At 40.9% G+C, this 22321-nt stretch carries 24 protein-coding genes and 1 pseudogene; 18 read left to right on the forward strand and 7 right to left on the reverse strand.

The genetic code is table 11. From position 1 onward, the window contains the following. Positions 1–172: 172 nt before the first annotated feature. Positions 173–1444: a replication-associated recombination protein A gene (locus QM847_RS06145; RefSeq protein WP_414354566.1), complete on the reverse strand. Its 1272-nt coding sequence runs from the start codon at positions 1442–1444 to the stop codon at positions 173–175. Positions 1445–1559: 115 nt separating this feature from the next. On the opposite strand from QM847_RS06145, the gene QM847_RS06150 reads away from it, so the two are divergent. The 7 genes from QM847_RS06150 (at position 1560) to QM847_RS06180 (ending at position 7772) form a co-directional block, all read left to right on the forward strand. Then, positions 1560–2030: a DUF3013 family protein gene (locus tag QM847_RS06150; RefSeq protein ID WP_414354568.1), complete on the forward strand. Its 471-nt coding sequence runs from the start codon at positions 1560–1562 to the stop codon at positions 2028–2030. A 55-nt stretch (positions 2031–2085) separates the two neighbouring features. Then, a complete protein-coding gene (locus QM847_RS06155; protein WP_414354570.1) occupies positions 2086–2628 on the forward strand; it encodes a hypothetical protein in 543 nt (180 codons plus the stop codon). A gap of 49 nt (positions 2629–2677) precedes the next feature. Then, positions 2678–3112 carry an NUDIX hydrolase gene (locus QM847_RS06160; RefSeq protein ID WP_269798012.1) on the forward strand — a complete coding sequence of 145 codons (435 nt, stop codon included), beginning with the start codon at positions 2678–2680 and terminating at the stop codon, positions 3110–3112. 136 nt (positions 3113–3248) lie between these two features. After that, complete coding sequence (gene prmA, locus QM847_RS06165; protein WP_269798060.1) at positions 3249–4199, forward strand: 50S ribosomal protein L11 methyltransferase; 951 nt, start codon at positions 3249–3251, stop codon at positions 4197–4199. A 1-nt stretch (position 4200) separates the two neighbouring features. Next, positions 4201–4944, forward strand: coding sequence for a 16S rRNA (uracil(1498)-N(3))-methyltransferase (locus tag QM847_RS06170; RefSeq protein ID WP_269798013.1), 744 nt, complete (start codon positions 4201–4203; stop codon positions 4942–4944). A 10-nt stretch (positions 4945–4954) separates the two neighbouring features. Next, positions 4955–6751: an oligoendopeptidase F gene (gene pepF / locus QM847_RS06175; RefSeq protein ID WP_269798014.1), complete on the forward strand. Its 1797-nt coding sequence runs from the start codon at positions 4955–4957 to the stop codon at positions 6749–6751. 352 nt (positions 6752–7103) lie between these two features. Continuing rightward, positions 7104–7772, forward strand: a complete 669-nt coding sequence (locus QM847_RS06180; protein ID WP_269798015.1) for an MIP/aquaporin family protein — start codon at positions 7104–7106, stop codon at positions 7770–7772. Positions 7773–7869: 97 nt separating this feature from the next. Here QM847_RS06180 and trxA read toward each other — a convergent pair whose 3' ends face one another. From trxA to QM847_RS06195, 3 genes are all read right to left on the reverse strand, one after another. After that, positions 7870–8184, reverse strand: coding sequence for a thioredoxin (trxA, locus tag QM847_RS06185; RefSeq protein ID WP_125827523.1), 315 nt, complete (start codon positions 8182–8184; stop codon positions 7870–7872). 14 nt (positions 8185–8198) lie between these two features. After that, positions 8199–8420, reverse strand: coding sequence for a DUF4649 family protein (locus tag QM847_RS06190; protein WP_004250771.1), 222 nt, complete (start codon positions 8418–8420; stop codon positions 8199–8201). A 96-nt stretch (positions 8421–8516) separates the two neighbouring features. Beyond that, positions 8517–8897, reverse strand: coding sequence for a MarR family winged helix-turn-helix transcriptional regulator (locus QM847_RS06195; protein ID WP_006149405.1), 381 nt, complete (start codon positions 8895–8897; stop codon positions 8517–8519). A 184-nt stretch (positions 8898–9081) separates the two neighbouring features. On the opposite strand from QM847_RS06195, the gene QM847_RS06200 reads away from it, so the two are divergent. Together QM847_RS06200 and QM847_RS06205 are read left to right on the forward strand one after the other, a co-directional pair. Next, positions 9082–9456, forward strand: a complete 375-nt coding sequence (locus QM847_RS06200) for a CidA/LrgA family protein (protein ID WP_414354573.1) — start codon at positions 9082–9084, stop codon at positions 9454–9456. Next, a complete protein-coding gene (locus QM847_RS06205; RefSeq protein WP_414354574.1) occupies positions 9453–10148 on the forward strand; it encodes an LrgB family protein in 696 nt (231 codons plus the stop codon). Before QM847_RS06200 ends, QM847_RS06205 begins: the two co-directional genes overlap by 4 nt. A 69-nt stretch (positions 10149–10217) precedes the next feature. Here the strand turns inward: QM847_RS06205 and QM847_RS06210 are convergent, their stop codons facing one another. Genes QM847_RS06210 through QM847_RS06220 form a run of 3 tightly spaced genes read right to left on the reverse strand, consistent with a single transcriptional unit; the run spans position 10218 to position 12029 of the window. Continuing rightward, positions 10218–10949, reverse strand: a complete 732-nt coding sequence (locus QM847_RS06210) for a hypothetical protein (protein ID WP_414354576.1) — start codon at positions 10947–10949, stop codon at positions 10218–10220. 15 nt (positions 10950–10964) lie between these two features. Beyond that, positions 10965–11660, reverse strand: a complete 696-nt coding sequence (locus QM847_RS06215) for an ABC transporter ATP-binding protein (protein ID WP_414354578.1) — start codon at positions 11658–11660, stop codon at positions 10965–10967. A 3-nt stretch (positions 11661–11663) separates the two neighbouring features. Further along, positions 11664–12029 (reverse strand): GntR family transcriptional regulator, encoded by a 366-nt coding sequence (locus tag QM847_RS06220; RefSeq protein WP_075565800.1) that lies wholly within the window; start codon positions 12027–12029, stop codon positions 11664–11666. A gap of 139 nt (positions 12030–12168) precedes the next feature. Between QM847_RS06220 and nrdR the strand changes: the two genes are divergently transcribed. The 9 genes and pseudogenes from nrdR to QM847_RS06265 all read left to right on the forward strand — a co-directional run bounded on the left by nrdR (position 12169) and on the right by QM847_RS06265 (position 22321). Continuing rightward, positions 12169–12642, forward strand: coding sequence for a transcriptional regulator NrdR (nrdR, locus tag QM847_RS06225; RefSeq protein WP_004250782.1), 474 nt, complete (start codon positions 12169–12171; stop codon positions 12640–12642). Further along, complete coding sequence (locus tag QM847_RS06230) at positions 12643–13812, forward strand: DNA helicase (RefSeq protein WP_414354581.1); 1170 nt, start codon at positions 12643–12645, stop codon at positions 13810–13812. Further along, positions 13813–14709 (forward strand): primosomal protein DnaI, encoded by an 897-nt coding sequence (dnaI, locus tag QM847_RS06235; protein ID WP_414354583.1) that lies wholly within the window; start codon positions 13813–13815, stop codon positions 14707–14709. Continuing rightward, a pseudogene (locus tag QM847_RS06240) lies at positions 14706–15418 on the forward strand (NADPH-dependent oxidoreductase). Before dnaI ends, QM847_RS06240 begins: the two are co-directional and overlap by 4 nt. A 13-nt stretch (positions 15419–15431) precedes the next feature. Beyond that, positions 15432–16742 carry a ribosome biogenesis GTPase Der gene (der, locus tag QM847_RS06245; protein WP_075565809.1) on the forward strand — a complete coding sequence of 437 codons (1311 nt, stop codon included), beginning with the start codon at positions 15432–15434 and terminating at the stop codon, positions 16740–16742. A gap of 193 nt (positions 16743–16935) precedes the next feature. Further along, a complete protein-coding gene (locus tag QM847_RS06250; protein WP_414354585.1) occupies positions 16936–17778 on the forward strand; it encodes a TPM domain-containing protein in 843 nt (280 codons plus the stop codon). A 38-nt stretch (positions 17779–17816) separates the two neighbouring features. Then, positions 17817–18407, forward strand: a complete 591-nt coding sequence (locus tag QM847_RS06255) for a LemA family protein (protein ID WP_414354587.1) — start codon at positions 17817–17819, stop codon at positions 18405–18407. Positions 18408–18695: 288 nt separating this feature from the next. Beyond that, entirely contained in the window at positions 18696–21206 is a 2511-nt protein-coding gene (gene secA, locus QM847_RS06260; RefSeq protein WP_414354589.1) for a preprotein translocase subunit SecA, read from the forward strand. Between the two features lie 83 nt (positions 21207–21289). Continuing rightward, positions 21290–22321 (forward strand): 3-deoxy-7-phosphoheptulonate synthase, encoded by a 1032-nt coding sequence (locus tag QM847_RS06265; protein WP_414354591.1) that lies wholly within the window; start codon positions 21290–21292, stop codon positions 22319–22321.

Genomic DNA, 22321 nt, shown 5'->3' on the forward strand with positions numbered 1-22321 from the left:
TTTCCGTGTGAGACGGCCTACATGCTGTTAGAAGACTTTTGTTTCCCTAATAATACAAAAAATAGTCGGTCAACACTTAAATGTGAAGTCGTACACCACAGCGTTTCTATGATTATATGATACCACTTTTTCAAAAAAAATCAAGGGAAAATTAAAAATTTTGAAAAGGATTTCATAAGTTTCGTAATTTATCAATGGTTTCCTTGCGTTGAGCCAGGGCACGTTCGTATTTTCCACTATCTTCTGGAGAAAAGTAGTGATGGTCACGGATTTTTTCTGGTAGGTATTCTTGCTTGACCCAGTGACCAGGATAATTATGTGGATAGAGATAATTTTGGGCGTTACCTAGTTCCTTGCTACCGCTATAATGTCCATCTCGCAAGTGACGTGGAATCGGTAGATGCCCCGATGTTTTAAGGTCAGACAAGGCCTTATCTATAGCCACGTAGGCTGAGTTAGACTTAGGTGAAAGTGCCAGATCAATGACGACATTGGCAATGAGGATGCGGGCTTCTGGGAAACCGATTCTTTGCGCAGCATCCAAAGCAGTTACGGTATGAATCTGCGCTTCTGGATTGGCTAAGCCAATATCTTCATAAGCAATAACAGTCAAACGACGAGCTAGACTAGGAAGGTCACCTGCTTCTATCAAGCGAGCAGCATAGTGGAGACTAGCATCGACATCGGATCCACGGATGGATTTTTGCAGGGCAGATAGAACATCATAGTGTCCGTCTCCATCCTTGTCCATAGTGATGTAGCTTCTCTGAAGACTATTTTCCATGATGTCGAGCGTGATGTGGCGGACACCGTCATCATTTTCTGGAGTGGAGAGAACTGCCAAATCAAGTGAATTGAAGGCAGACCGGAGGTCTCCATTGGTAGATGTCGCGATAAAATCAAGGGCATCATCATCTAATTCAACAGGGAAATCAAAACCACGTTCAGGATCTGTCAGGGCTATTTGAATGGCCTTTTTGACGTCTTGATTGGATAAGGGTTCTAATTCAAAAATCTGAACACGGCTACGAATGGCTGGAGTGACAGAAAAGAAAGGATTTTCAGTCGTGGCTCCAATCATGATGACCAGTCCACTTTCCAAGAGAGGCAAGAGGAAGTCTTGTTTAGTCTTGTCAAGACGATGAATCTCGTCTAGTAGCAGTACAAGGCCACCTGAGAATTTAGCTTCCTCAGCGATTTCTTGGAGGTGTTTTTTACTATCAACTGTCGCATTGAAGGTCCGAAAAGCATACTTGGTCGTTCCAGCGATGGCTGAAGCGATACTGGTTTTTCCGATGCCTGGAGGTCCGTAGAGGATCATAGAGGATAGGCGATTGGCTTCCACCATACGGCGGATAATCTTGCCAGGTCCAACTAGATGCTCCTGACCGATGACCTGGTCGATGGTTTTGGGGCGCATACGAAGCGCGAGATTGTCTGGCATAGCAGTCCTTTCTAACATGGATTTTCTGATACTAATGTGGTAATATGGTAGTATCTATTTTAGCATATTTCCGAGTATTCGGGGCGATTGAAGAGTCGTATAGAAAGAGGACAAAATGGCAACATACGGATTTTTAGATGTTTTACAGGAAGAGTTGGACAAGAACTTTCCTTTTGATTATGAGATTAGCTGGGACAAGCGCAATCATGCAGTTGAAGTGAGTTTTTTGCTAGAAGCGCAAAATCCTGCAGGAGTGGAGATGCTGGATGAGGACGGAGAGGTGTCATCAGACGATATCCTTTTTGAGGAAGCGGTACTCTTTTACAACCCTGCCAAGTCAACTGTTAATGAGGAAGACTATTTGACAGTCATCCCTTACCTGCCTAAAAAAGGTTTTTCTCGTGAATTCTTAGCTTATTTTGCGCTATTCCTCAAAGATACTGCAGAAGTTGGACTAGATGCTCTCATGGACTTTTTGGAAGACCGAGAAGCAGAAGAATTTGTCATGGAATGGAACCAAGAAGTCTTTGAAGAAGGAAAAGCAGGCTTGGAAGAGGGAGAATTCTACCCTTATCCGAGATACTAGAAAAGATTCTAAGTGGACATTTTTAAATAATGAATTCAAGGAGAAGGGGGAGACTATGCTAGAAAAAGTCAAACAGTTTTTCAGGAGAAGGTCAGCTAAAACTGAGCCGTCAGTTGATATTCTTCCCCGCAATCGCTTTGCGGATTTAGATTTTGAGCGAGTATTGAAGTCAGGAACTCGTTGTTGTGTTGATGAAGATGGGCACTATGTTGAGGATGGTAAAATCACATTATTTGAATTTTCTATAGACTTTGCAGAATTTGAGTTCATAGGTGATTTCAAAATTGAGGAGGAAGATCAGTTCCAACAACTATTAGCTCGTTTAAATAGTATTGACAATGCCATTCAGTCCTATTTGGAAAGTGAGATGCAACAACCCATCCCTCAGTATGCCAAGGATCTCGGCTATACTCAGAAGAGATGGGAAAGGACATTTTACTTCCATCCTTGGATATTAAATGGTGAGGAAAATCCGCCTAATCTTCGATATGTTGCAGATTATGTAAATGATGAGTTTACGGTTTATTTTGCTAAAAAACATGGTAGATGGCAGGCGTACTGGGATGCAGAGTGCCAAAAAGTAATCGAAGAAAGCTAGCTCGTATTTTCCTAGAGAGTAATTGTTATCATAGAAAAGAGTAAATATCATGGAATTATTAGATAGCAGAATGGATTTCCAAGGTTGCAAGATTGCCTTGATTTGTGGGGATAAGGTCTTGACTATCTTACGTGATGACAAGGACGATATCCCTTGTCCCAATATGTGGGAGTTGCCAGGTGGTGGCCGTGAAGGGGATGAAAGTCCCTTTGAATGCGCAGCGCGTGAAGTTCATGAAGAACTGGGAATTCATTTAAATGAAGATTGTTTGCTTTGGGGAAAAATTTATCCTAGCGTAATCTTTGAAGGCAAGCAATCGGTCTTTATGGTTGGTCAGCTAAGACAAGAACAATTTGACAATATTACCTTTGGAGATGAAGGGCAGGGCTATAAACTGATTCCTATTGAGGAGTTTTTGAAGTCTAAACAGGCAGTGCCTCAGCTACAGGGGAGATTGAGGGATTATTTAAAAGAAAGTGAATAGAAAGGATGGTTCGGTTAAATTTCTAAACTGAACCCGCCCTAAACACTGTGCCAAAAAGATAAACTTCTCATAGACACAAGCGTCTTCAGAGAATTTCCTATTTGGCTTTGTGCATGACGGGCTTGGTATCTTAATGATGGAAACATGGCAAGAGTTAAAAGTAACAGTGAAGCGTGAGGGAGAGGAGCTGGTCTCTAATCTCTTGATTGAACTAGGCGCCCAGGGCGTTGCAATTGAAGACAGCATGGACTATGTGGGAAATGTGGACCGCTTCGGTGAGATTTTCCCAGAGGTCGAGCAACAAGAAGAAATTGTGGTGACCGCCTACTATCCTGATACGGTTGATGTAGCGGCAGTGGAGACTGATTTGCAGGCTCGTCTGGCAGAATTGACCGACTTTATGGATCTGGGTGAGGTTAAGATTGGCACGACAGCCTTGGCTGAGGAAGACTGGGCAGATAATTGGAAGAAATACTATGAACCAGCTCGTATCACCCATGACTTGACTATCGTTCCGTCATGGACAGACTATGAGGCGACTGCTGGCGAGAAGATTATCAAGCTGGATCCAGGTATGGCATTTGGAACAGGAACCCACCCGACGACTAAGATGAGTCTCTTTGCCTTGGAGCAGGTTCTTCGCGGTGGCGAAACAGTGCTAGATGTAGGGACAGGTTCAGGCGTCCTCTCCATTGCTAGCTCGCTACTTGGTGCCAAGGAAATCTTCGCCTATGACTTGGATGACGTAGCGGTTCGTGTCGCTCAGGAAAATATTGAGCTCAATCCTGGTATGGAAAACATCCATATAGCCCCAGGAGATTTGCTTAAAGGCGTGGAAATCGAGGCAGACGTCATCGTGGCTAATATCTTGGCGGATATCCTTATTCACCTGACGGATGATGCTTATCGTTTGGTCAAGGACGAAGGCTATCTCATCATGAGCGGGATTATCAAGGACAAGTGGGGCATGGTGCGTGAGTCGGCTGAGTCAGCTGGATTTTTCCTTGAAACCCACATGATCCAAGGAGAGTGGAATGCCTGTGTCTTCAAAAAAACCAAGGATATATCTGGTGTGATTGGAGGCTAGCATGCAACAGTATTTTGTAAAAGGTTTGGCTAGCTCACCTGTCACCATCGAGGACAAGGAAACCAGCAAGCACATGTTTCAGGTCATGCGTTTGAAAGAAGACGATGAAGTGACATTGGTCTTTGATGATGGCATTAAGCGTTTGGCGCGTGTGGTAAATGTAGAGGCCCGTCAGTTGGAGCTGATTGAGGAATTAGCAGACAATGTGGAACTGCCAGTCCAAGTGACCATCGCATCAGGCTTTCCCAAAGGAGATAAGCTGGAGTTTATCACTCAAAAAGTAACTGAATTAGGTGCTAGCCAGATATGGGCCTTCCCTGCAGACTGGTCAGTCGCCAAATGGGATGGCAAAAAATTGGGTAAAAAGGCCGAAAAACTAGAAAAAATCGCCCTTGGAGCGGCAGAACAAAGCAAGCGGAATCTTGTCCCAAGCATTACCCTTTTTGAGAAAAAGGCAGACTTTATAGCCAAACTTGACCAGTTTGACCGCATCGTAGTGGCCTATGAAGAGTCGGCCAAAGAAGGCGAATCAGCAGCGCTCATACAAGCAGTATCGGGTCTTGAAAAAGGAGCTAAACTGCTCTTTATCTTTGGTCCAGAAGGAGGTCTGTCACCTGCAGAAATCGAATCTTTTGTAGCTAAAGGAGCGATTCTCGCAGGACTTGGGCCTCGCATCCTACGAGCTGAAACAGCACCACTTTATGCCTTATCAGCCATCAGTGTTTTGCTAGAATTAAAGAAATAAGAGGAAGAAGATGGAACAAAAACACCGTTCAGAATTTCCCGAAAAGGAACTTTGGGACTTGACAGCCTTATATCAAGACCGTGAGGACTTCTTGCGTGCGATTGAAAAGGCGCGTGAAGACATCAATCAATTTAGCCGTGACTACAAGGGTAATCTTCACACTTTTGAAGATTTTGAAAAGGCCTTTGCAGAATTGGAACAAATCTATATTCAGATGAGTCATATCGGGAATTACTCCTTTATGCCTCAGACGACGGACTATAGTAACGAGGATTTTGCCAATATCGCCCAAGCTGGGATGGACTTTGAGACAGATGCAAGTGTTGCCTTAACTTTCTTTGACGACGCCTTGGTGGCTGCAGATGAGGAAGTTTTGGACCGTTTGGGTGACTTGCCACATTTGACTGCAGCCATTCGTCAAGCAAAAATAAAAAAAGCTCACTATCTTGGGCCTGATGTGGAGAAGGCCTTGACCAATCTGGGTGAAGTTTTCTATAGTCCGCAGGATATCTATACTAAAATGCGAGCTGGGGACTTTGAAATGGCTGACTTTGAAGCCCATGGAAAAACCTACAAAAATAGCTTTGTAACCTATGAGAATTTCTACCAAAACCACGAGGACGCGGAAGTCCGTGAAAAATCCTTCCGTTCTTTCTCAGAAGGACTACGTAAGCACCAAAATACAGCTGCGGCAGCTTACCTTGCTCAGGTCAAGTCTGAAAAATTGTTGGCAGATATGAAAGGTTATGACTCAGTATTTGACTATCTTTTAGCTGAGCAAGAAGTGGACCGTGCTATGTTTGACCGCCAGATTGACCTTATCATGAAGGACTTTGCGCCAGTCGCTCAGAGATATCTCAAGCATGTTGCTAAGGTTAATGGTCTTGAAAAGATGACCTTTGCTGATTGGAAATTGGATTTGGACAGCGCTCTGAATCCAGAGGTTAGCATTGAGGATGCCTATGATTTGGTCATGAAGTCAGTAGAACCTTTGGGACAAGAATATTGTCAAGAAGTTGCTCGCTATCAAGAAGAACGCTGGGTGGACTTTGCTGCCAATAGTGGTAAGGATTCAGGTGGGTATGCAGCTGATCCCTACCGTGTGCATCCATATGTCCTCATGAGCTGGACAGGTCGTTTGAGCGATGTTTATACCTTGATTCATGAAATCGGGCATTCTGGTCAATTTATCTTTTCGGATAACCATCAGAGTTACTTCAACGCCCACATGTCGACCTACTATGTCGAAGCGCCATCAACCTTCAATGAATTACTTTTAAGTGATTATTTGGAACACCAGTCTGACGACCCTCGTCAAAAACGCTTTGCCCTTGCTCACCGTTTGACAGACACCTACTTCCATAACTTTATAACCCACCTCTTGGAAGCAGCCTTCCAGCGCAAGGTTTATACATTGATTGAAGAAGGAGAAACCTTCGGAGCAAGCAAACTTAACAGCATTATGAAGGAAGTCTTGACAGAATTCTGGGGTGATGCTATTGAGATTGATGATGATGCAGCCTTAACATGGATGCGTCAAGCTCACTACTACATGGGCTTGTATAGTTATACCTATTCAGCGGGTCTGGTTATCTCAACAGCGGGTTACTTGCATCTGAAAAATTCTGAAACTGGAGCTGAAGATTGGCTCAAACTCCTCAAATCAGGAGGTAGCAAGACACCGCTTGAGTCAGCAATGATCATCGGAGCAGATATCTCAACAGATAAACCACTTCGTGATACGATTCAGTTCTTGTCTGATACGGTTGATCAGATTATAGCTTACAGTGCAGAGTTGGGCGAGTAGGACAATGGCAAGTGATGAGGTTCTATGATGTTATTGATAGGATTATTGGAAGTTGTTATTTTTGCTTTATTTGTAGTAATTGTTAAAAAAAGTATTGAAGGTCGTAATTGCAAAGAGGAGCTTATAGCTGAGTCGGTATTGCTATTCATCTTCTTCATATTATATTTGATTGTATTTAATTAAAAATTCTAGGTTTAAAGAATATAAAGTCATCTGAGAATTTATTTTTAATGTAAAAATCCTCTCTAAAGGGGTGACTGATTCTCCGAGTATATTTTCCAAGCGTTTTTCTTGAAACCCTTTCCTTCTTCTGATAGACTAATAGATAGTTTGAAAAAAAAGGAGACTTAACATGAAAAAATTTGTTGCTGAATTAATCGGTACATTTATGCTTGTGTTCATCGGAACAGGAGCTGTTGTTTTTGGAAATGGTGTTGAAGGTCTTGGACACCTTGGAATTGCTTTTGCCTTTGGTTTGGCAATCGTAGTCGCAGCTTTCTCAATCGGAACTGTTTCAGGTGCTCACTTGAACCCAGCTGTTTCTATCGCTATGTTTGTTAACAAACGTTTGTCATCTTCAGAACTTGTAAACTACATCCTTGGTCAAGTAGTTGGTGCTTTCTTAGCATCTGTTTCTGTATTCTTCCTCTTGGCAAATTCAGGTATGTCAACTGCAAGTCTTGGTGAAAATGCCTTGGCAAACGGTGTAACTGTATTTGGTGGTTTCTTGTTTGAAGTCATCGCAACATTCTTGTTTGTTTTGGTGATCATGACTGTAACATCAGCAAGCAAAGGGAATGGCGCTATTGCTGGTTTGGTGATTGGTTTGTCATTGATGGCTATGATTCTTGTTGGATTGAACATCACTGGACTTTCAGTAAACCCAGCTCGTAGCTTGGCTCCTGCTGTATTGGTAGGTGGCGCAGCTCTTCAACAAGTTTGGATTTTCATTCTTGCACCAATCGTTGGTGGAGTTCTTGCAGCTCTTGTTGCTAAAAACTTCCTTGGAACTGAAGAATAATTCAACTATATCGTAAAAAATCCTACTCTCCATCTTGGAGGGTAGTTTTTTATATATAAAAAACACTCCCATAACCAAATGTGGGAGTGTTTTGTGATTAACTCAATTCAGCAACGATGGCTTTGATTTGTTCTGCGGTGTGGACACCTGCCACTTGTTTAACAACTTGTCCATCTTTCTTGAAGAGAAGAGTAGGGATAGACATGATACCAAATGCACGAGCTGTGTTTGGATTTTCGTCAACGTCCATTTTAACGATCTTCAAGACATCTTCTGAAAGTTCTTCAGACAATTTTTCCAAGATTGGACCTTGCATACGACATGGACCACACCAAGTAGCCCAGAAGTCTACCAAGACCAATCCGTCTTTAGTTTCTTGTTCGAATGTTGCATCTGTAATTGCTTTTGCCATAGTATTTCTCCTTTTTAATTATATTGGCTTAAATCTTGTTTCATGAGATAGAAGAAAACATCTCCATAAGTCCCATGGTAGTCCAAATCATGTCCCTTGTAGGTTACTTTTTGGACAGGGTAGTAGTCTGCGACACCAATCAGGCAGGCATGTTGAGAACGTTCAAATTCTTCGTATGACTCGAAGGTCATGGTTCTCTCTTGCTTGCTGGCATCAAGATAAGTGATTTCAATCATAGGATTCTCCTTTGCTAAATCATATCTTCATTTTACTCCTTGGAAAAAGGAATGTCAAGAAAATTGATTGCGCACGCAAGTTTTTTTGTAAAAATTTTAGGAAAGCCAACTTGCTTTTGTTTCAAGGCTTTCTTCTACAGCTTTTTGTAGATAGGCAAGAGTTGTCTGACCCTCCTTAGTGAGGCAGATAAAACTAGCTCGCTTATCCTGGTCACAACATCTCCGACTAAGTAGAGCACAGTTTTTGGCTTCTAGGCGTGCCACCATTCGTGATACAGCACTTGGACTCAGATGGAGTTTGTCAGGCAGGTCAATCTGTCTCAAAGATTTTTCTTGAGCCTGATTTAAAAAGTGCAAGAGATAGAATTCTTTGAGCGTTAGGCTTTGGTCACTCTGCTCAGCAATCGTTTGCTCTAAAAGAGCTTCTAGCTCTACTTGTCGTCGGTTGAAGTCAAACCATTTTTCTAAGTATGTCATATCAATCTCCTTTCTATATAGTAGTTATAAACAGATTTGCCTATCTGAGATGCTTGCGCACGCAATTAGTATACAACTTTTTAATCTAGATAGCAAGAGGAAGGATTTTTAAGGGCTTCCTTGAAATTTTCTGAAAAAAGAGTAAACTGGTAATCAGAAAGTCTAATTCGATAGGGAGTATTTGATGAAACTATATGTTCAACTGATGATTTTACTGGTGATCTCGTTAGTGGGAGAGGGAATCTCAACTTTCTTTAATCTTCCCATACCTGGGAGTATTATCGGTTTAATAATTTTATTCCTAGCCCTGCAGTTTAAGTGGCTGCGGCTACGTCATGTCAACATGGTTGGGAATTTTCTGCTAGCCAACATGACTATCCTCTTTTTGCCTCCTGCAGTTGGGATTATGGAGAAATTTGATGTGATTGCTCCCTATTTATTGCCCATTGTCTTGATTGTCTTTTTTGCAGCAGTTATCAATATTATTTTGATTGCTCTTGTAGTTCAGTTTATCAAAAAGCGTTATGAAGGTGATTACGAAGAAAGAGGTGCCAAATGAGCGAATTTGTATCCAATCCACTTTTTGGTATAGCCTTGTCTATTTTGGCTTATCTTGGAGGCATGATTATCTTTAGACGGTACCCTCATCCTCTGACCACTCCCTTGCTGCTAGCAACTTTATTTATCATTGTTTTTCTAAAACTGACTGGTATTTCTTATGTTGCCTATTATCAAGGTGGGGTCTACCTCAATAACTTGATTGTTCCTTCAACAGTAGCTTTAGGAATTCCTCTTTATAAGAGTTTTCACCTCATGAAACACCATGTTAGAAGTATTCTACTCAGTAGTTTCCTTGCTGTTGTTGTAAATACAGTTTTTACAGCTTTAGTTGCAAAATTTTTCGGTATGGATTTCTTCTTGGCGATTTCGCTTTTCCCAAAGTCTGTAACGACGGCCATGGCAGTTGGAATTACGGATAAGCTACAAGGGATAGCGACGATCACCTTGGTAGTTGTGGTAGCAACTGGCATCTTGACTAGCGTTATTGGACCAACGCTCTTGAAATGGCTAAAAATTGAAGACCCAGTAGCTGCTGGTCTTGCTCTTGGAGGAACTGGTCACGCCGTTGGAACTGGTGCGGCCTTTCGCTATGGACCAGTTGCGGGAGCTATGGCTGGTTTGGCAATCGGTGTTACTGGTATTCTCTATGTATTTGTGAGTCCGATTGTAGCTAATTTAATATTGAGTTAAAAACCAAGGAATTTTGATTTCCTTGGGTAAAAATAAGCCCCTAGCTTTTATTTGCTAGGGGTTCATTTATTATTGTAAGTTTACTTTGTTCTTTAAGATATAGTAGGTTCCAAGATAGAAGACAAGGCTAAGGATTAAATCCTTGAGAATTTCAAAGGATATCATCCAATTGTAGTCAAAATCGATGCGAAGATTGAGGGTGATAAATCCAAGTATAGTCTGGATGACGATGTAGGCTACAACTGCAAGAGCTGTACGGTATTCATTAAAGAGTTGACCGATAGAGATAGACAAGTAGATGCAGAGAATTCCTGCCACTGTACTAAAAATATATGAAATCAGAGATAAACCGATACTATCTAAATAATGGCCAAAAAAGTATCTGATCATATAGGCATCAATAATTTGTGGGTCTACTGTCACTAAAAAGATATAAATGCTTAGAATGAAAACTACAGCACTAAGCAAAGACCAGAGGAAAGCCCCCAAGAGTTTTGCTAGGATGATTTGGTGTTCAGATACAGGTAGGGTTAAAGTTAGGTATCCTTGACGCTCATAAACACTACCCTTGAAGCGACGGATAATCAATATCAAGGTTGAAATACTCATGGTAATGATTAGTCCTCCGAAAATAAAGGCCTGAAATACTAGCATGATTGATTCTTGATCTTGAGAAGATAGCATTTTGATGGCACTAGCCTGTAATCCAATTATGACAGAAAGTGCCAATACAGCACCATAAAGGGCTAAATACCATTTGTTAACATTTTTAAATTCATAACGAACTAAATTCCAAAACATAATAATCTCCTTTATCTAGGCTTTGAATTCATGACGAAAGAGTTGGTCTATTGACTCTCCTGACTCATAACGAATATCATCAACATTTCCTTGACGGACGACTTTTCCATCCTTGAGGAAAATAATCTCATCCAAGATTGGTTCGATGTCGGAAATCAAGTGAGTTGAAATCAAGACAGTCGAAGTTGGGGAATAGTTGTTGATGATGGTGTTCAAGATATAGTCACGCGCTGCGGGATCGACACCACCAATTGGTTCATCAAGGATATACAAACGAGCATCACGACTCATGACCAGAATCAACTGAACCTTTTCTTTGTTCCCTTTTGAGAGTTTTTTGAAACGACTATTTTCATCGATGCCAAGGTCACGAAGAAGACCTTGAGCGCGTTCCAGATTGAAGTCTTTGTAGAAAGTCTTGAAATAGGTAAGAGCCTCTTTAACCTTCATTTGCTCGTTGAGATAGGTCGTATCAGGTAAATAAGAAACAATCGCTTTAGTTGCTGGACTTGGCTCCATGCCATTGATCAGAATACGCCCTTGTTCAGGTTGAAGTAAACCGTTGATGAGTTTAATCAAGGTTGTCTTACCAGAGCCGTTTGGGCCAAGGAGACCAACGATTTTTCCAGCTGGGATTTCAAGGGAAACATTTGCAAGAGCAGGACTTGCTCCATAGGATTTTGACACATTTTCAAAAGTTAACAGGGTCATAGTTTAAACTCCTTCAATATAATCTCTTAAAACAGTCGGTAGTTCTTCTTTTTTATAGCCAAATTCTACCATGCCTGTTACAAACTGTTGCAACTGTTCTTCAGAAAGTTGCTTTCGGGATTGGAGAATTAAGTCCAAATCCTCCGTGACAAAGCGACCGGAAGTTCGTTTGGAATAAACGAAGCCTTCCCTCTCCAATTCAGATAGAGCACGCTGGATAGTGTTAGGATTGACTCCTGCTTCGCTAGCTAGTTCTCTAACAGTCGGGAGTTGTTGGTTGGGTTCGAGTTTATGGGAAACAATTTGTAATTTGATTTTCTCCATAATCTGCATATAGATGGGTTTGTTGTTATCAAATGTCCAAGACATCGCGGTCTCCTTTCTACCTCCTCTTGTGTTAATTCAATAATACAACAAAACAAAAAACTTGTCAAGCCAAAAAGAAAATTATTTTGGGAATTGTTCAAAAAATGGTATAATGAGAAGAAAACGACAAGGAGGGGAAGGCATGCGTTGTCCAAAATGTGGCGCTACAAAATCAAGTGTAATTGACAGTCGTCAAGCTGAAGAAGGAAATACTATCAGAAGAAGACGTGAGTGCGAAGAGTGTCAACATCGTTTCACAACCTATGAACGAGTTGAAGAGAGAACACTGGTAGTTGTCAAAAAAGATGGAACTCGAGAACAATTCTCAAGAGATAAAATCTTTAATGGAATTATTCGTTCAGCTCAAAAACGACCCGTTTCCAGTGATGAAATTGGGATGGTCGTCAATCGTATCGAGCAAAAACTCCTCAGTCGCAATGATAATGAAATTCAAAGTGAAGATATTGGTTCTCTCGTTATGGAAGAGTTGGCTGAACTAGACGAAATCACCTACGTTCGTTTTGCTAGTGTCTATCGTAGTTTTAAAGATGTGAGCGAGCTAGAAAATCTACTCAAACAAATTACGCAATCTTCAAAGAAGAAAAAGGAAAAATAAATGAAGCCCAATGATCGTTTTTCTTTTCTAAAGAATAATCGGGTGTCGCAAGATCCCATATCCCTGGTGCAGTGCTACCTCCCGATTATCGGTCAGGATGCGCTGAGTCTTTACCTTTATACCTTAGCTTTTTGGGATGATGGACAAAAAGAACACCTTTTTGCTGCCATCCTCAATCATCTCAATTTCGGGATGGACAGACTCTTAAAAGCTTTTAAAATTTTATCAGCTTTCAACTTGGTTACCCTCTATCAAAAGGGTGGCGTCTATGAAATCGCCATTCATCCAACACTTTCTAGTTCAGATTTCTTGCGTCATACGGTTTATCGAACTTTATTAGAGAAAAAAATTGGTGATACAGCAGTTTCTGATTTGCGCCAAGAGCAGGCAGGCGGAGAGCCTTTGACTGTTCCTTTGAGTCAGGCCTTTCCAGAGATAGAAGAATTGGCTAGTCATGATGAGATGCCAGTAAGAACTAATTTCAAGAATGATTTTGATTTGGATCATTTTCGTCAGCTCATGGCTCGAGATGGTCTCCGTTTCCAAGATGAACAGTCAGATGTTTTAGAGTTGTTTAAAATCGCTGACGAGAAAAAATGGACCTGGTTTGAAACCTATCAGTTAGCTAAAGGAACAGCTGTTTCACAAGTTGTTTCTGTCAAGCGCATGCTTGAAAAATTAGCGCAAAAGCCAGTTTCGTCGGATTTTAGTCCTCAAGAAGCGACCATTATCCGAGAAGCTAAAAGTAAAACGGCCCTAGAATTTTTAGCGGGAATCAAACAAACCCGAAATGCTGGAATTATCCAAGCTGAACGTGATTTGCTAAAACAGATGGCAGACCTAGGCTTGCTTGATGAAGTTATCAATGTCGTTATACTATTGACCTTCAACAAGGTTGATTCGGCCAATCTCAATGAAAAATATGCCATGAAAGTGGCCAATGATTACTCTTATAACAAGATTCATTCTGCTGAAGAGGCAGTACTTAGGATTCGAGAGAAAAATCAAAAAGGGCAGGCGCAGAAATCAGCTAAGACTGCTCCAGTGAAAACCAATGTCCCTAAATGGAGCAACCCAGAGTATAAAAACATGTCATCAGCTGAGGAATTGGAAGAAATGGAACGCCAAACCCTAGAATTGTTAGCGAAATTAGATAATGGAGGTGAATAGATGGAAAGTGTAGGAGATGTGCTAAAAGGTCAGCCCAGCCGTTTTCAATACCAGGACCTGGTCCAGCAAATTGTAAAAGATCCTGATGTTACGGCTTTTATCCAGAAGGAATCTCTCAGTCAAGAGGAATTGAATCGTAGTATCTCTAAGTTTAACCAATACATCACCGAGCGTGATAAGTTCCTTCGCGGAGATACAGACTATATTGCGCGTGGCTATAAGCCTATTCTAGTCATGAATCATGGTTACGCAGATGTATCCTATGAGGAAACTCCGGAACTTATTGCGGCTGAAAAAGAAGCAGCTATTAAGAAACGTCTAAACTTAATCAATTTGCCATCTAGTTTGAAAAATGTCAGCTTTTTAGATGTTTATCGTGATGACGTTGCGCGGTTAACTGTTCTAAATAGAATGATTAAATTTGTTAATGATTATCCAGGCAATCGAAAAGGTCTTTATCTTTATGGAGACTTTGGTGTAGGAAAGAGCTTTATGGTCGCTGCCCTAGCCCATGATTTATCAGAAAAACGTGGCGTTTCATCAACTCTGCTCCATTATCCTAGCTTTGTCATTGATGTCAAAAATGCTATCGGTGATGGAAACGTTAAGACTTTGGTGGATGAGATTAAGCAAGCTGAAGTTTTGATTTTGGATGATATTGGTGCTGAGCAATCAACACCTTGGGTACGTGATGAAATCTTGCAGGTCATTCTTCAGTATCGTATGCAGGAAGATTTACCAACCTTTTTCACTTCCAATTTCAATTTTGAAGATTTGGAAAAACATTTTGCAAAAGGCAAGAACGGAAACGATGAAACTTGGGAAGCCAGACGTGTCATGGAGCGTATCCGTTATTTAGCAGAGGAGACAAGATTAGAAGGAGAAAACCGTCGATGACAGAAACGATTAAATTAATGCAAAGCCACTCATCAGTGCGCAGATTTAAGGAGCAAGAGATTCCTCAAGAGAACTTGAATGAGATTTTGAAGGCTGCCCAAATGGCTTCAACTTGGAAAAATTTCCAATCTTATTCAGTGATTTTAGTAAGAAGTCAAGAGAAGAAAGATGCTCTTTATGAACTAGTTCCTCAGGAAGCTATTCGTCAATCTGCAGCATTCTTGCTTTTTGTTGGTGATTTAAACCGTGCAGAAAAAGGAGCTCGTCTCCATACCGATACCTTCCAACCTCAAGGTGTGGAAGGTCTCCTCATTACTTCTGTGGATGCTGCTTTGGCTGGACAAAATACCTTGCTTGCGGCAGAAAGCCTAGGCTATGGTGGAGTGATTATTGGTTTGGTGCGTTATAAATCTGCTGAGTTAGCAGAATTGTTCAAGCTTCCTGACTATACTTATCCTGTTTTTGGGATTGCACTGGGTGTACCTAACCAAAAACATGACGTGAAACCAAGATTGCCACTTGACCAGCTTGTTTTTGAAGAAGAGTATCAAGAATTGTCAGTGGAAGCAATTGAAGCTTATGATCGTGTACAAGCAGAGTATGCTGGTGCGCGTGCGACTACAACTTGGAGTCACGTCTTGCAGAGCAATTCGGTAATCCAGAACCAAGTTCGACTAGAGAAAATCTTGAACAGAAGAAGTTATTGTAGAAAGTGAGAAAACATGGCCTTACCAACTGTTGCCATCGTAGGACGTCCCAATGTTGGGAAATCAACCCTGTTTAACCGTATTGCAGGGGAACGCATCTCAATCGTAGAAGATGTCGAAGGAGTAACACGGGACCGTATCTATGCTACTGGTGAATGGCTCAACCGTTCTTTCAGTATGATTGATACAGGAGGGATTGATGACGTTGATGCTCCATTTATGGAACAAATCAAGCACCAGGCAGAAATTGCCATGGAAGAGGCTGACGTGATCGTCTTTGTAGTTTCCGGTAAAGAAGGAATCACGGATGCAGACGAATACGTAGCACGTAAACTATATAAAACCCATAAACCTGTTATCCTTGCAGTTAACAAGGTTGATAATCCAGAGATGCGAAATGATATCTATGATTTCTACGCTCTTGGCTTGGGCGAACCTCTACCAATCTCGTCTGTACACGGTATTGGGACAGGGGATGTACTGGATGCTATCGTGGAAAATCTCCCACATGAAGTCGAAGAAGAAAATCCGGATGTCATTAAATTCAGCTTGATTGGTCGTCCAAACGTTGGAAAATCAAGCTTAATCAATGCTATTTTGGGAGAAGATCGCGTAATTGCCAGTCCTGTAGCTGGTACAACTCGTGACGCTATCGATACGCACTTTACAGATGAAGATGGTCAAGAGTTTACCATGATTGATACAGCTGGTATGCGTAAGTCTGGTAAAGTCTATGAAAATACAGAGAAATACTCTGTTATGCGTGCTATGCGTGCCATTGATCGTTCAGATGTAGTTTTGATGGTCCTCAATGCCGAAGAAGGCATCCGAGAGTATGATAAGCGTATCGCTGGATTTGCCCACGAAGCAGGTAAAGGGATGATTATCGTTGTCAACAAGTGGGATACACTTGAAAAAGATAACCACACCATGAAAAACTGGGAAGAAGATATCCGTGAGCAGTTCCAATATCTGCCTTACGCACCGATTATCTTTGTTTCTGCTTTGACCAAGCAACGTCTCCACAAACTACCTCAGATGATCAAGCAAATTAGTGAGAGTCAAAACACTCGTATCCCATCAGCAGTCTTGAATGATGTCATCATGGATGCTATCGCCATCAACCCAACACCGACTGATAAAGGGAAACGCCTCAAGATCTTCTATGCGACTCAAGTGGCGACTAAACCGCCGACCTTTGTGATTTTTGTCAACGAAGAAGAGCTCATGCACTTCTCTTACTTGCGTTTCTTGGAAAATCAAATCCGCAAGGCCTTCGTCTTTGAAGGAACACCGATTCATCTGATCGCAAGAAAACGAAAATAAAATGATAAAAAGAAGAAGGTTCTTGGACCTTCTTTTTTGGAAATGACATCAGGAGACTAGAGCTGAATTTGTCATCAAAATAACATCATTTTCCTAGTCCTTGTCACGGATTTGTAATGGAAACGTACTTTCTTTGTAAAATTTAAAGTGCTATAATTCTCTAAATCAATTTTCCTAATATAGGGAGGTTATGATGAAAAAAGATAGATTGTTAAAGAATCCATTCTTGGTGGGCCTACTTGGATTACTGATGGCATTTTTCTTCCTATCAGCATTCACTGCTCCTGAAAAACCAGACTACGGTATTTATGACCCAAATCATTATTTGACAGAGGAAGTAGTTACTCAGATTCGTGATTTGAATGAAGCCAATAGTCAAAAGGCAGAAAAGCTTCAAATAGGTGTCTATATCGTAGATAGTCTGGAGGGAGAAAGCATTGAAACGGTGGCTAATGAAACCGCTAGGGCTTGGAAGATTGGCTATTCAGGAGATAATTTTGGAAGTCTTATTGTAGTAGCCGTTCAAGACCGTAAATCAAGAATTGAAACCAGTAATAATACTGCAATTAGAATAACGGACTATCAAACCAAGCAGATATTGGCAGCTAGTCGTACGGACTTTAAAAATGGAGACTATAGTAAGGGGATTCTGGCGATTGCCAAAGGTTTGGATAATCAGTTTTATAAAGGAACGGGAACCTTCTCGTCTGATGGCGACTCCTCTGATATCAAACGTTATTCTGAAAGCATCAGTGGGAAAAAATCTAATCGAGATAGAAGCGATTCATCAAGTCGCCGACAAAAAAATGACCCCATAAAAGATTTCTTTATGTTCCTGACGATAATATATTTCATTGGAGTCATTATTGCCATTATCAGAGGTAGAGGTGGCGGAGGAGGAGACTCCTCTGACGGCGGCTGGTGGTTTAGTGACTCATCCGATTCGGGTTCATCTTGGTCCGACTCAGGCTCAGATTCTTCTAGTAGCTGGGACGGCGGTGGCTTTGATGGTGGAGGTTCATTCGATGATTGGTAATGTTCGTGTAAAAATTAAAGAAATGAGTAGGTTTAGATATGAAAAATAAAGGAATCATTTATGTATTGAGCATTTTACTAGCAATTATCTTGCTGGGAGGTTGCTCGGTCGTAGGTACTTATAACGGTCTTGTCTCCGAACAGACCAAGGTAGAACAAGCTCAAGCAAATGTAGCGACAGCCCTTCAACGTCGTTCAGACTTGATTGGAAATCTGGTAGAGTCTGTTAAGGGACAAATGAACCATGAGACAGAGGTCTTTACCCAGATTGCAGAAGCACGAGCAAAAATTGGGAATGGCTCTGTTACTTCAAAGGAAAACCAAGAGGCTCAAGGGGAGTTGAGTTCAGCTATTTCACGTCTGCTTGTGTTGACGGAGAACTATCCTGAGCTTAAGAGTAATCAAAATGTTGAACAACTCATGACGGAGTTGGCTGGAAGCGAAAATCGTATTTTTGTAGCCCGTAAGGATTACAACCAGGCAGCAACTGACTACAATCAAAAATTAAGAAGCTTTCCAACTGTTCTCTTTGCTAATATGATGAACTTTAAAGAAGTAGAAACCTTCAAAGAAAGCGAAGAAGTCAAGACAGCTCCAAAGGTTGACTTTAACAATTCAACATCTCGATAGATCTTTGTTGAAGTTCAACAAGTCAAGAAATAAATCAATCAAAAGCCTAGAACATTTGTTCTAGGCTTTTTGTTAAAAAGGACTTTGGATGAGAAAAAATGCTAAAGGTTTTTGTATGGATGGGAAGTTTAAATAAAAGTAGGACTAAAAGACAAAAAAATGTTAAAAAAGTGATAAAATCAACCTTTTTCTGCCTATAAAGATGTATTCTTTGTTGAAAAAGATTGGTGAATATGTTACAATGAAAAGAACGTTTTAAAATATTAAAAATTCGAAGTAAGGAAAAAAATGGCAAATTTACTAAAAACAATTATCGAAAATGATAAAGGTGAACTTCGTCGTCTTGAAAAGATGGCTGACAAGATTTTGAAATACGAAGATGAGATGGCTGCAATGACAGATGAGCAGCTTCAAGCGAAAACGGAAGAGTTTAAGCAACGTTATCAAAATGGTGAAACGTTAGATCAGCTCTTGTATGAAGCATTTGCGGTTGTCCGCGAGGGAGCAAAACGTGTCCTCGGTCTCTTCCCATATAAGGTTCAGGTTATGGGTGGTATCGTTCTTCACCATGGTGACGTTCCAGAAATGCGTACTGGTGAGGGTAAAACCTTGACAGCGACTATGCCAGTTTATTTGAATGCTTTGGCTGGCCAGGGAGTTCACGTAGTTACGGTCAATGAGTATCTAACAGAACGCGATGCAACAGAAATGGGTGAACTATACTCTTGGCTTGGTCTTTCTGTAGGTATCAACTTAGCAGCTAAATCTCCGATGGAGAAAAAAGAAGCTTATCTGTGTGATATTACGTATTCAACAAACTCAGAGATTGGTTTCGACTACCTTCGTGACAACATGGTTGTTCGTGCAGAAAACATGGTTCAACGTCCACTTAACTATGCCTTGGTCGATGAGGTTGACTCAATCTTGATTGACGAAGCTAGAACTCCATTGATTGTTTCAGGTGCTAATGCAGTTGAGACAAGCCAACTATATCATATGGCAGACTACTTTGTTAAGTCATTGGATAAAGAAGATTATATTATTGATATTCAATCTAAAACAATCGGTTTGTCAGATTCAGGGATTGATAAGGCTGAAGACTACTTTAAGCTAGAAAACCTCTACGATATTGAAAACGTAGCTCTTACTCACTTCATCGACAACGCTCTTCGTGCCAACTACATTATGACATTAGATATTGACTATGTGGTTAGTGAAGAACAAGAAATCTTGATTGTCGATCAATTTACAGGACGTACCATGGAAGGTCGTCGTTATTCAGACGGATTACACCAAGCTATTGAAGCTAAGGAAGGTGTGCCAATCCAAGATGAAACGAAGACTTCTGCATCTATTACCTACCAAAACTTATTCCGTATGTATAAAAAATTGGCTGGTATGACTGGTACTGGTAAAACAGAAGAAGAAGAATTCCGTGAAATCTACAACATTCGCGTTATTCCAATTCCAACCAACCGTCCTATCCAACGTATCGACCACTCTGACCTTCTTTATGCTAGCCTCGATGCGAAATTCAAGGCTGTGGTTGAAGACGTTAAGGCTCGTTACCAAAAGGGTCAACCAGTCTTAGTAGGTACTGTTGCGGTTGAAACTAGTGATTTCCTTTCTAAGAAATTAGTAGCTGCAGGTATTCCTCACGAAGTTTTGAATGCTAAGAATCACTATAAAGAAGCGCAAATCATTATGAACGCTGGTCAACGTGGTGCAGTTACGATTGCAACCAACATGGCTGGACGTGGTACCGACATTAAGCTTGGCGAAGGAGTTCGTGAGCTTGGTGGACTTTGTGTTATCGGTACAGAACGACATGAGAGTCGCCGTATTGATAACCAGCTTCGTGGTCGTTCAGGACGTCAAGGAGATCCAGGTGAATCTCAATTCTACCTATCTCTTGAAGATGATTTGATGAAACGCTTCGGTTCAGAACGTTTGAAGGGTGTATTTGAACGTCTTAACATGTCTGATGAAGCTATCGAATCACGTATGTTGACTCGTCAAGTGGAAGCAGCCCAAAAACGAGTTGAAGGAAATAACTACGATACTCGTAAACAAGTCCTTCAATATGATGATGTTATGCGTGAGCAACGTGAGATTATCTACTCTCAACGTCATGATGTTATCACTGCTGATCGAGATCTTGCTCCAGAAATTCACGCTATGATTAAGCGTACAATCAACCGTATTGTCGACAATCATGCTCGTGCTAAGCAAGAAGAAAAATTGGAAGCAATTCTTAATTTTGCTAAGTATAACTTGCTCCCAGAGAACTCGATTTCCCTTGAAGACCTTACTGGTTTATCTGACCAAGCTATTAAGGATGAACTATACAAACGTGCCTTGGAAGTATATGATAGCCAAGTAGCTAAATTACGTGACGAGGAAGCTGTTAAGGAATTCCAAAAAGTATTGATTCTGCGTGTTGTGGACAGTAAATGGACAGACCACATCGATGCGCTTGACCAGTTACGTAATGCTGTTGGGCTTCGTGGTTATGCTCAGAATAACCCAGTTGTAGAATACCAAGCGGAAGGTTTCCGTATGTTTAATGATATGATTGGATCAATTGAATTTGATGTTACTCGATTGATGATGAAAGCTCAAATTCATGAGCAAGAACGTCCTCAAGCGGAACGTCATATCAGCACTACAGCTACCCGAAACATTGCAGCTAAACAAACAAATCTTCCAGATGATTTGGACTTAAGTCAAGTGAAACGCAACGACTTATGCCCATGTGGTTCAGGTAAGAAGTTTAAAAACTGTCACGGGAAAAAATAATTAGACTGAATAATTTTTAGGCGGATGCATAGTGAAAAGTAAATTTTTGCTCGGCGTCCGTTTGCTTTATAAGGAGACGAGTTATGGTATTTACAGCTAGAAGCCCTAAAATAAATATAGAAGAAGTTCGTAGTGTATCCAAATTAGAAGGCCAAGCACTGGCTAAAAAAATGCAACGAGATCAAGAGTTAGAAGCTATTATTCGTGGAGAAGATCAACGTGTTTTGTTAGTAATTGGACCATGTTCATCTGATAATGAAGATGCCGTAATTGAATACGCTAAACGCTTGTCAGCCTTACAAGAAGAAGTCAAAGACCGCGTCTTTATGGTCATGCGTGTCTATACTGCTAAACCACGTACTAACGGTGACGGCTATAAGGGATTGATCCATCAGCCAAATGCTAAGGAAGCTCCAAGTCTTATTAATGGTATTAAGGCAGTTCGCCAACTCCATTATCGTGTTATCACAGAAACAGGGATGACAACAGCAGATGAAATGCTTTATCCAGAAAATCTTCCTTTGGTAGATGACTTGATTTCTTATATGGCAGTTGGTGCGCGTTCGGTAGAGGATCAACAGCACCGTTTTGTAGCCAGTGGAGCTGATTTCTCTACAGGATTTAAAAATCCAACTTCAGGAAATCTAAATGTGATGTTCAATGGTATTTATGCTGCTCAGAATAAGCAGAGCTTCCTTTTCTTAGGAAAGGAAGTAGAGACTACGGGTAATCCTCTGTCTCACGCTATCCTTCGTGGAGCCCTTAATGAATACGGGAAAAACATCCCTAACTACTACTATGATAATTTACTAGATACAATTGCTCAGTATGAAGAAATGGGTTTGGAAAATCCGTTTATTGTTATTGATACCAACCATGATAACTCAGGTAAGAAATATCTAGAACAGATTCGTATTGTTCGCCAAACCTTAATCAACCGAGCTTGGAATGAAAAGATTAAAAAATATGTACGTGGTTTCATGATTGAATCCTATTTAGAAGATGGACATCAAAATGAGCCAGAGGTCTTTGGGAAATCTATCACAGATCCTTGCCTTGGTTGGGAAAAAACAGAAGCTCTAGTTCGAGAAATCTACCAAACACTAGGAGATTAA

Origin of the sequence: Streptococcus timonensis (assembly GCF_047463455.1) — a bacterium.
Lineage (GTDB): Bacteria > Bacillota > Bacilli > Lactobacillales > Streptococcaceae > Streptococcus > Streptococcus timonensis_B.